Genomic DNA, 8,806 nt, shown 5'->3' with positions numbered 1-8,806 from the left:
TCAGCTTCAAAAATATTATCTACATAGGTCTGCGGATTTAAATCTATTAGCGGAAACCAAGTACTCTGTAATTGCACCTGTAATTTGTGACCTTTTTTAATAGTATGGAATACATCTTGCAACTTAATGGTTACATCTGTTTTTTCATTTGGCACAAACGGTTCTGGGTTAGCAAAACTATTTCTAAAACGCCCGCGCAATACTTCGCTACGTACCATTAAGTGATAATTACTCATTTTTAAGTGGTCTTGCATACCTTCATAAGCAGGTTCATCCGCTGGGTGTACGTCAATGATTTTTACAATCCAATCTGCAGCGGTACCCGTAGTAGCAACTTTTAGCTTCGCCAAAATATCACCCGCCAAGGTCAAATCTTCTTGCATAACGTCAGTTTCAAACACCAAGACATCACCACGGCGAGCTGCAAAACGCTGATCATCTGTCATATATTTTCTTGGTGTAAATACTGTTTTAATATCTTCTGAATATGGAACCGGTTTTTTAATATCACTGATAAACTTCACTTCTTCCACTTCTTTTGGCTCAAAAGTCAGTTCTTGATCTGAAGATAAATACATATCCTTTTTCACTACTCCTGCCGGTGGCCAGGCATCATAGGTTTTCCAATCTTTTCTACCGGTATCAAAAACGTAGGCTTCCGGTAAACCGCTATTCTTATCGCCATTACCTTTTAAGAAATGATCAAAGAATTTGGTTTCTATATGTTCTTGGAAAAATTCAGAAATTCCATCGCCAAAATAATAGTTGCCCACAGTATTCTGACCTTTTCTACGTGCCCATCCGCCGTGATCCCATGGTCCAAAAACCAAGGTATTATAATTATCGGCATTGTACTTTTCTATATTCTTATAGGTTTCTAAGGGTCCGTATAAATCTTCCGCATCAAACTCCCCCGCAACTACCATGGTGGCCACCGTTGGCTTTACATTTTTTAAATGTTGGATCAAGCCCTTGCTCTGCCACATTTCATCATAATTTGGATGCTCTTTAAGTTCGTTCCAGAAATAATCATCGGTTACGCCCTCCTTTGCCATACGTGGGGTATCAGCTGTTTCGTATTCAAAAAATCGATCTAAGTTCTTTAACGGTCCTTCATCTAAAAAGAATTGATATTGATCTTCAGTTGGTAAATCAGGTAATGTATACCAAGCCGTATCTATAGGTTTATCTCCATCTGGTCTTGGCGTACCAAACAATGAAGTAGCCCTAAAATAACTCAATAAATATGCTCCATTATGGTGGAAATCATCAAAAAAGAAATCGGCAATACTTGCCTGTGGAGATGCTGCCTTTAATGCCGGATGCGCATCTACCACGGCATAGGTAGAATAAAAGCCAGGATAAGAAATTCCCCAAATACCTACATTACCGTTATTGTTTTCTACGTTATTGACCAACCACTCAATAGTATCATAGGTATCTGAACTTTCATCAATATCCTGCTCCGTTTTTTTGTTGGGATTATAGGCGCGCATATTTTCATAATGCCCTTCACTTAACCAACGGCCGCGCACATCTTGATAGACTACAATATAGCCGTCTTGCATCATATGAATGTTGGGCGCGATCTTTGTTTTAAAATTACCCTCTCCGTAAGGCTGAGAACTATACGGGGTTCTTTGCATTATAATTGGGTACTCTTTTGAAGTGTCTTTTGGCGAATAAACAGTGGTATGTAACGTAACACCGTCACGCATGGCAATATCCACTTCCTTTTTAGTGTAGTTATCCTCTACGTAGGTATCAGAAACCTCGGCATCGGCTACTTTTTGTGTTGTTTTTCTACAGGAAACAACAACTGTAGCTAGTAAAATGAACGTAAAGAATTGTTTGATGGTAAACTTAGGCATGTCTTAAAAATTTGAATTCTTAAAACTAAGAAAGTTTACCCGATTTTTGAAGACTAAAAAATTTGTTTACCTATATAATTTTGACGTGTAACCAAACCTTGGTAGCCACTTACCAAGTTGCGGGATAATTCAAGAAATACATCAAAGTAAAAAAAAGAAGATAACATGAAAAAGGCTTTATAAATGCCACCCTTAGATGGCATTTATGAAGCAATAACGCACAAGATCATATCATGAACAACTTTCTAACAAGCATAAGTATACCCGAGAAAAAATCGCTTTTATATTCTTGAACAGTAGTTTCTTGGAGTAATTCTTTTTTCATTTGGTTAGTGTTTAGTGGCATGGAATTTAATCAGAAAAAGGAATTAATGCAACAGTTTTTTAAGATTTTTCCAAATCAATGTCTACACTGATTTTTAGGGTACGGTACCCATTCTTTGACGCATCAAGAACAACATATTCAGAGATAAGATCCGTATCTTTTGAGCAAGATTGTAATGCTAGGCAAGCCAAAATGGCTACAACAATTTTGTGGGTTTTTGACATGGCAATAGTAGGTTAAGTTATTATTTAAATAGATCTTTTAAAGATTCAACACTTCTAAACAGGATTAAAAACAAGCTGACTTTTGGGGCTTCAACCTGTACTATACGCTGTCCAAATTTTGTTTGTACTATAGTTATATATTTCATCTTTTGTAGGTGGAGAGATTTGGGATTCTCTAATTATTACATTTCAAAAATATGTAATCTTTTTCCTACAAAATAGATTTTGTGGTCAAACTTATATTTTTTGTTGTCAAGCAGTGTTAATTGGCTTGTGTAAAAAAATGATAAATAAAAAAAGCTCCCTAAAAGGAGCTTTTTAATTACCGAAACTTAAGTATTATCTACAAACCAAACGCTGATTTAATAGCAACTACTTTATCTAATTTTTCCCAAGTGAACAATTCTACCTCTTTTTCAATACGACCATTGTAAGGCGATTCAAAAACCTTTGTTACCTTAGTGGGCTGTTTGCCCATATGGCCGTAAGCGGCCGTTTCCAAATAAATAGGATTTCTCAACTTCAATCTTTCTTCTATGGCAAAAGGTCTCATATCAAAAAGCTCAGCCACTTTTTTTGCAATTTCACCATCACTTAAATTCACTTTAGAGGTACCATAGGTATCAACAAAGATAGAGGTTGGCTCTACTACACCAATGGCATAACTTACCTGTACCAAAATTTCCGTAGCAACACCTGCAGCAACCAAATTTTTTGCTGCATGACGTGCCGCATATGCCGCACTACGGTCCACTTTACTTGGATCTTTACCACTAAAAGCACCACCACCGTGAGCTCCTTTACCTCCGTAGGTATCTACAATAATCTTACGGCCCGTTAAACCGGTGTCACCATGTGGTCCACCAATTACGAATTTACCTGTTGGGTTAATATGATATTTGATCTGATCATCGAACAATTTTTGGGTCTCTACCGGTAATTGCGCCTTTACCCGTGGTATTAGAATTGAGATAATATCAGATTTGATTTTTGCCAACATCTTTTCATCATCGGCATCGAAAGCGTCATGCTGTGTAGATACAACGATCGTATCAATACGTATAGGTTCGTTTGCATCTGAGTATTCTAAGGTAACCTGCGCTTTAGCATCTGGCCTTAAATAAGAAATCTCTTTACCCTCCCTACGCAGTTCTGCGAGGGTATGCAAAATCTTGTGTGAAATATCTAACGCCAAAGGCATGTAATTTTCGGTCTCGCTGGTTGCATAGCCAAACATCATACCTTGATCACCAGCCCCTTGCTCTTCCTTTGCTCCACGGTCTACACCTTGGTTAATGTCTTGAGACTGCTCATGGATCAACGAAATAACTCCACAAGAATCTCCGCTAAACTGATATTCACCCTTAGTATAACCTATTTTATTGATGACTTCACGAGCAATGTTCTGTACATCTAAATAAGTATCACTTTTAACTTCTCCCGCCAAAACTACCTGACCGGTAGTTACCAAGGTCTCACAAGCAACTTTACTTTCTGGGTCAAAAGCAAGAAAATGATCTAATAAGGCGTCACTGATCTGATCCGCAACTTTATCCGGATGACCTTCACTAACAGATTCTGATGTAAATAAATATGGCATAACAAATTTTTTATTCTATGAAGGGATTTGTATGAATGCCGAAAAGAAGTATGATGCGAAATGAATCTACATCAACTGCTTTAGCATTTTTTTCGCTTTATACCCTAAGGTTAAAACAGAGGTTGCAATCAGTCAAATCCCTCCTCTTTTTTTTTTTAAATTCAGATGCAAAAATAGAAAAAATGTTCTGTTCCGTATCTTAATATGATGTTATTTATTGACCCAATTAAAAAATTTGATCATTTCTGCTAGAGATATATAATTGTTATCGATTTTTTAAATGTAAAGTACTTTTAAGCTCAATTAGAAAAATACCGTTACAATCAAGAATATGGTTTATCTGCACTATCAACAATTGAAACAGTATCATTAAACAACTTCACCTGTTTACCTTAAAATCCTAAACGACTATTTTCCATAAAAAAATAGATATAAATTCTAGTATCAGAATCATCTGACCTATCAATTTAGCTTCACCCTTTATTAAGGAATAACCGAACGGAACAATTATTTTTACACCATACTACAAATATGTTTTTACTTCCTGTAGTTATCTTGTATCTTGTACCATCGAATCTTATTCGGTAATAAGAACACAACCATTAATCAATTTAATTCTATGCACATAGCAGTTGCCGGAAATATCGGTGCCGGGAAAACAACCCTAACCAGATTACTTGCAAAACATTATAAATGGGAACCTCATTTTGAAGACGTAGTAGAAAACCCGTATTTAGACGATTTCTACAACCAAATGGAACGTTGGAGTTTTAATCTACAAATTTATTTCTTAAACAGTAGATACAGACAAATTCTACAAATAAAAGAAAGCGGCAAAGAAATTATACAAGATAGAACCATCTATGAAGATGCCCATATTTTTGCTCCCAACTTACATGCTATGGGTTTAATGACCAATAGGGATTTTCAAAACTACGCTAGTTTGTTTGAATTGATGGAGACCTTGGTTGACCCACCTGATCTTCTTATCTACCTGCGTAGCTCTATACCTAACTTGGTAAAACAAATTCATAAGAGAGGTAGGGAATATGAAAATACGATTTCTATTGACTATTTAAGCCGTTTGAACGAACGTTATGAGGCTTGGATACATGGTTATAATAAAGGCAATTTATTGATTATCGATGTCGATGATCTAGATTTTGTGGACAGCCCTGAAGATTTAGGAAGCATTCTCAATAAAATAGATGCCCAAATAAACGGTCTATTTTAAGTTCATTTTTGCAAAGCCCGATACTATTGGAAGATTTTGAACATAAAGTTACCCGCTTTCTTCAAGATGAAGTTCCCTTTTTATTTATCATAGATTTCGACAAAACAACGAAACAGACATTTACGTTTGAAGAAGCGGCAAAACAAAACATCTATTTCAATATTAGAGGTATTGGTAACGATAAAACCCTTACCAAAACCACAGCCCAAGACACCAATTTTGATTTAAACCCTACATTGGTTTCCAAAGAAATTTATGAGAAGGCATTTACGACCGTTAAGCATGAACTAAATACAGGCAATAGCTTTTTACTCAACCTCACCTTTCCTACCGCACTTGATACCACTGTAGATTTAGATGATATTTACCAAAAAGCCTATGCACCTTATAAACTTTTATATAAAGACAAATTTGTAGTCTTTTCTCCCGAATGCTATTTAAAGGTAAAAGATGGAAACATTTTTTCCTATCCTATGAAAGGTACGATTAATAGCAATGTGCCCAATGCTGAAGAACTTCTACTTTCCAATAAAAAAGAATTATATGAGCATAATACCATTGTAGACCTTATACGAAACGATCTTTCTATGATTGCCAAAAAAGTAAGGGTCAACAAATTTAGGTTCGTAGATAAAATTAAGAAAGGCAATCAAGAGTTATTGCAGACCAGTACAGAAATACAAGGGGAATTACCCAAAAATTGGAAAAATGAATTCGCCTCTTTATTACTAAAGACACTGCCCGCGGGATCAATAAGTGGAGCTCCCAAGAAGAAAACTTTAGAAATCATTTCAAAGGCTGAAATTTCACCAAGAGGATTTTATACCGGAATATTCGGTGTGTTTGATGGACAAAATATAGATAGTGCCGTAAGTATTAGATTTATTGAAAGAATAAACGGTAGTCTTATTTACAAAAGTGGCGGTGGAATTACCCACCTAAGCGAGCTTGAAGAAGAATACCAAGAACTTTTAGAAAAAATATATGTACCCACTATTTGAATCTGTCTGTATAGAAAATAGCCAAATTAAAAACGCGGACTATCACGAAGCTAGATTTAGAAGGTCTTATATACAACGGTATAAAACACATCCTACATATGGTCTATTCGACGGCATACACTTGACTAATTTAGATAACAACCTAAAATATAAATTGCGTATTGGCTATAAACAAGATGGCACCCGATTCTCATTTTCAGAATATAAAAATAGTATACCCACGTCGCTTAAATTAGTAAATGACGACACCATCTCGTATAACGTAAAAAGAAACAACCGTAAAAAACTGAACAATCTTTATAATACAAGAGGAGAATTTGATGATGTGCTAATAATTAAAAACGGCCTTGTTACGGATACTTCTTATGCCAACATTCTATTTTTAGATGGCAAGGTTATCATAACCCCATCTACACCTTTACTTGAAGGCACTTGCAGAGCTAGGCTATTGGATGAAAACAAGATTACAGAAACAAGAGTTTTAGAATCTGACTTGCCTGATTTTGATAGCTTTCAACTAGTAAATGCCCTAAATGATTTTGATAGTAACCGATGGGTACCGATTGCAAATATTAAACGCGAATAATACTTATATAAATCCGTTTTTCTTGGCATGTTCTATTGCCTCTTCGGTTTTATTGACCATTAAAAAAGGAATATCCTTAAAATCCGCAAACAGATTTTCTATTCTTGCCATACGTTTGGAATGATTTACACTTCTCAGGTAAATGGCTTTAATTCTACCAGGAAACAGTGTAGATATTTCTTGATAGATATCACCATCTTTTTCACCACTGTCCCCTATGAGAATAAAAGGTAAATCTGGATAGAACTTTAATAAATTACTGATCTCCTTTTGTTTTTGCGGCTTTTCGTCACTTTTATTTCTCATTTTAAAGCTCGCCATACTACGCAACAAAACCGGACCTTTTGGAAAATTATTGGTCTTTAAAAAGAGCTCAAGGTATCTGTACAAATTCCATGGACTATGACTAACATAGAATATAGGATTTGCTTCGTTACCTGTTTTACCTTGATGAAGCTTTGTGTAAAAATCAGATGCGCCTTCTAACTGCAAACGTTTTGTCGCCCTTTTGAACATGGTGTTTAAAATGACTTTCCACTTCAGGGACGACACCACGCCAGTGTGCAAAATAGTGTCATCAATATCACTGATGACTCCAAATTTTGCTTGCTCACATGGAATCAACATTTCACCCGGAAACCTATTCTGCAAAAGAATTTCCCTTTTCAGTTTGGTATTACCAAACGATAACTCAAATTTGACCCAACCTTCGTCATTTGCCAAATCTTGAAGCCCCTCAATTTTCTTATCAATTAAGTAATAGCCATCACCATCAGTACTACCTTCAACGGTTTCACCGTTCGAAAAAGTTATTTTTAAAGGTGCGTTTTTTATTTCATCGGTTTCAAAACGTTTCCATGTATTTTTAATCAAATTAAAAAAACCTTTTTGATCCAAATCGATATTTTCGTCTTCAATAGCCCTACCCCTTACGTACAAACGATTGGCGCTGCCGTAGGACTGAAAATTAATAATCTGAAGTTTATCTTTCTTAAAAATACCCATGGCTTAAAATTACGGTCTTTCAACAACGTTTAAAATTTTTATTTTAAGAATTATCGAATTAATCGTTCATTATCATCCATTCGCCGCCTGCATTTTAGTGATAGTCAGTTTCACTCACTCAAAAGCAGCGTTAACTCATTACTCGTTTTATAACCTATAGTACTATCATAATTTTAGACAAGCAAAAATGAACAATAACCCACTTCTGTACGCAAGTCTAAAATTTAAACATTATGAGACCAAAAAAAAATCCACAAAAAGACCTGAACAAAAAGAGCGGATTGTTCTTTGTTGTCGGACTACTATTAGTATTAGCTATGGTATATACTGCCTTAGAATGGAAATCATTTGACCCAATCTATGAGATTGACATAAGCATGAACGATGTTGACCCATCTATAGAAGAAGATGCCCCTATATTTCAATTAGAAGTTATACCACCGCCAAAACCACCAGTTCTACCAACAGAGATAGAAATTATTGAAGATGATGATCCTATTGAAGAAACTGAAGTTATCGCCATTGAAATAACACCAGACACCGAAGTTGTAGACATATCTGACTTTGAAGTTGAAGAAGTGCCTGAGGAAGTAAAAGTAAATTGGATTACTATTGAAGAAGTTCCTGTATTCCCTGGTTGTGAGAATGAAAAAGATAAAAGGGCCTGTTTTAATGATATGATGCAAAAACATATTCGCAAAAACTTTCGTTATCCAGAACTAGCCCAAGAAATGAATATTGAAGGTAGAGTAAATACAACGTTCATGATCAACAACGATGGTACTATTGGAGCTATTCAAAAAAGAGGTCCACATGATGTATTAGAAAAAGAAGCCGTAAGAATCTTATCAAAACTACCTAAAATGACTCCCGGTAAACAGAGAGGTTCTGCTGTAAAAGTCTCTTTTGCAATTCCAATTACATTTGAGCTACAATAGTTGTAAAAACAAAAAACCATCA

General features: G+C 35.5%; 8 protein-coding genes. 4 read left to right on the top strand and 4 right to left on the bottom strand.

Features of this window, described 5'->3' with window-relative positions; translation table 11 throughout:
- The 3 genes from QZ657_RS09900 to metK form a co-directional block, all read right to left on the bottom strand.
- The coding region (locus QZ657_RS09900) for a CocE/NonD family hydrolase (protein WP_291966617.1) at window positions 1-1,871 on the bottom strand (1,871 nt) is incomplete at its 3' end.
- A gap of 384 nt (window positions 1,872-2,255) precedes the next feature.
- Window positions 2,256-2,420: a hypothetical protein gene (locus QZ657_RS09895; protein WP_291966615.1), complete on the bottom strand. Its 165-nt coding sequence runs from the start codon at window positions 2,418-2,420 to the stop codon at window positions 2,256-2,258.
- A 343-nt stretch (window positions 2,421-2,763) separates the two neighbouring features.
- Window positions 2,764-4,020 carry a methionine adenosyltransferase gene (gene metK, locus QZ657_RS09890; RefSeq protein WP_291966613.1) on the bottom strand — a complete coding sequence of 419 codons (1,257 nt, stop codon included), beginning with the start codon at window positions 4,018-4,020 and terminating at the stop codon, window positions 2,764-2,766.
- 619 nt (window positions 4,021-4,639) lie between these two features.
- Between metK and QZ657_RS09885 the strand changes: the two genes are divergently transcribed.
- The 3 genes from QZ657_RS09885 to QZ657_RS09875 are packed head-to-tail and all read left to right on the top strand — an operon-like array spanning window position 4,640 to window position 6,841.
- The gene (locus QZ657_RS09885) at window positions 4,640-5,254 is read left to right on the top strand and encodes a deoxynucleoside kinase (protein WP_276473480.1); all 615 of its coding nucleotides are present in this window, start codon (window positions 4,640-4,642) and stop codon (window positions 5,252-5,254) included.
- A gap of 26 nt (window positions 5,255-5,280) precedes the next feature.
- Entirely contained in the window at window positions 5,281-6,255 is a 975-nt protein-coding gene (locus QZ657_RS09880; RefSeq protein WP_291966611.1) for an aminodeoxychorismate synthase component I, read from the top strand.
- Window positions 6,239-6,841: an aminotransferase class IV gene (locus QZ657_RS09875; RefSeq protein ID WP_291966609.1), complete on the top strand. Its 603-nt coding sequence runs from the start codon at window positions 6,239-6,241 to the stop codon at window positions 6,839-6,841. Before QZ657_RS09880 ends, QZ657_RS09875 begins: the two co-directional genes overlap by 17 nt.
- Before the next feature lie 3 nt (window positions 6,842-6,844).
- On the opposite strand, the gene QZ657_RS09870 is transcribed toward QZ657_RS09875, so the two are convergent.
- A complete protein-coding gene (locus tag QZ657_RS09870) occupies window positions 6,845-7,846 on the bottom strand; it encodes an App1 family protein (protein ID WP_276473477.1) in 1,002 nt (333 codons plus the stop codon).
- A gap of 233 nt (window positions 7,847-8,079) precedes the next feature.
- Between QZ657_RS09870 and QZ657_RS09865 the strand changes: the two genes are divergently transcribed.
- Window positions 8,080-8,784: an energy transducer TonB gene (locus tag QZ657_RS09865; protein WP_291966607.1), complete on the top strand. Its 705-nt coding sequence runs from the start codon at window positions 8,080-8,082 to the stop codon at window positions 8,782-8,784.
- Window positions 8,785-8,806 lie beyond the last annotated feature (22 nt).

This window comes from Maribacter sp., from assembly GCA_020629415.1.
In the GTDB taxonomy this organism is placed as follows: Bacteria; Bacteroidota; Bacteroidia; order Flavobacteriales; family Flavobacteriaceae; genus Maribacter; species Maribacter huludaoensis.
Note: the sequence above shows the minus strand (reverse complement) of the source record. Positions and strands in the feature narration are given on the sequence as shown.

What these genes read in the sequence shown, in the direction of transcription:
- QZ657_RS09895 (WP_291966615.1), bottom strand. Translation starts at nt 2,420, where the DNA reads ATGTCAAAAACCCACAAAATTGTTGTAGCCATTTTGGCTTGCCTAGCA.
- metK (WP_291966613.1), bottom strand. Translation starts at nt 4,020, where the DNA reads ATGCCATATTTATTTACATCAGAATCTGTTAGTGAAGGTCATCCGGAT.
- QZ657_RS09885 (WP_276473480.1), top strand. Translation starts at nt 4,640, where the DNA reads ATGCACATAGCAGTTGCCGGAAATATCGGTGCCGGGAAAACAACCCTA.
- QZ657_RS09875 (WP_291966609.1), top strand. Translation starts at nt 6,239, where the DNA reads ATGTACCCACTATTTGAATCTGTCTGTATAGAAAATAGCCAAATTAAA.
- QZ657_RS09870 (WP_276473477.1), bottom strand. Translation starts at nt 7,846, where the DNA reads ATGGGTATTTTTAAGAAAGATAAACTTCAGATTATTAATTTTCAGTCC.
- QZ657_RS09865 (WP_291966607.1), top strand. Translation starts at nt 8,080, where the DNA reads ATGAGACCAAAAAAAAATCCACAAAAAGACCTGAACAAAAAGAGCGGA.